The organism is Mesorhizobium sp. M7A.F.Ca.CA.004.04.2.1, from assembly GCF_004022825.1.
In the GTDB taxonomy this organism is placed as follows: Bacteria; Pseudomonadota; Alphaproteobacteria; order Rhizobiales; family Rhizobiaceae; genus Mesorhizobium.
In genome coordinates this window covers 1-480 of sequence record NZ_RZPH01001768.1, presented here as the reverse complement: position 1 = coordinate 480, position 480 = coordinate 1, and the positions used below count along the sequence as shown (strand labels likewise).

Here is a 480-nt window from a genome sequence, read left to right as displayed (position 1 = left end):
CGGTTTCGTCGACGACCCGCCGCGCCGAGTTGACGGCTTGCGCTGCCGTTGCCTCATAGGTGCCGGCCGGCAGGTCGACGACGACGCAGGCCCTGGCCGAGCCGCGCATCACGGCCTGCCCATGTGCGATCATCATCTCCAGCGAGGCGCCCAGCGTCGTCTTGTGGCCATGCAGGACCATGGCGACACTGTCGCCGACCAGAAGCAGGTCAACATGGCGATCGAGCAGACGGGCGATGGGATAGGTATAGGCGGTCAGGCAAACGATCGGCGTGCCGCCCTTGCGGTGGCGAATCGCCTCGGCGCTGATGCGAATGTCGGTGGTCGGCAATTCCGTGGCCAATCGTCACCTCCTTGGCCTCAAGCCGGGCTGGATGCAGGCATGGGCGCGCAGAGCTTTAGAAATACCGCAAAGGCTTGGCAAGCGTGCATGCAGCGACCGGGAGGATCACAGGCTTGTGTCGGGCTTCAGGCAAGCCA

At 65.0% G+C, this 480-nt stretch carries 1 protein-coding gene; it reads right to left on the bottom strand.

What is annotated here, in order from left to right; genetic code table 11:
* Nucleotides 1–343: 3-methyl-2-oxobutanoate hydroxymethyltransferase (locus tag EN893_RS37465; protein ID WP_206640281.1), on the bottom strand; the 343-nt coding region annotated here is incomplete at its 3' end.
* Nucleotides 344–480 lie beyond the last annotated feature (137 nt).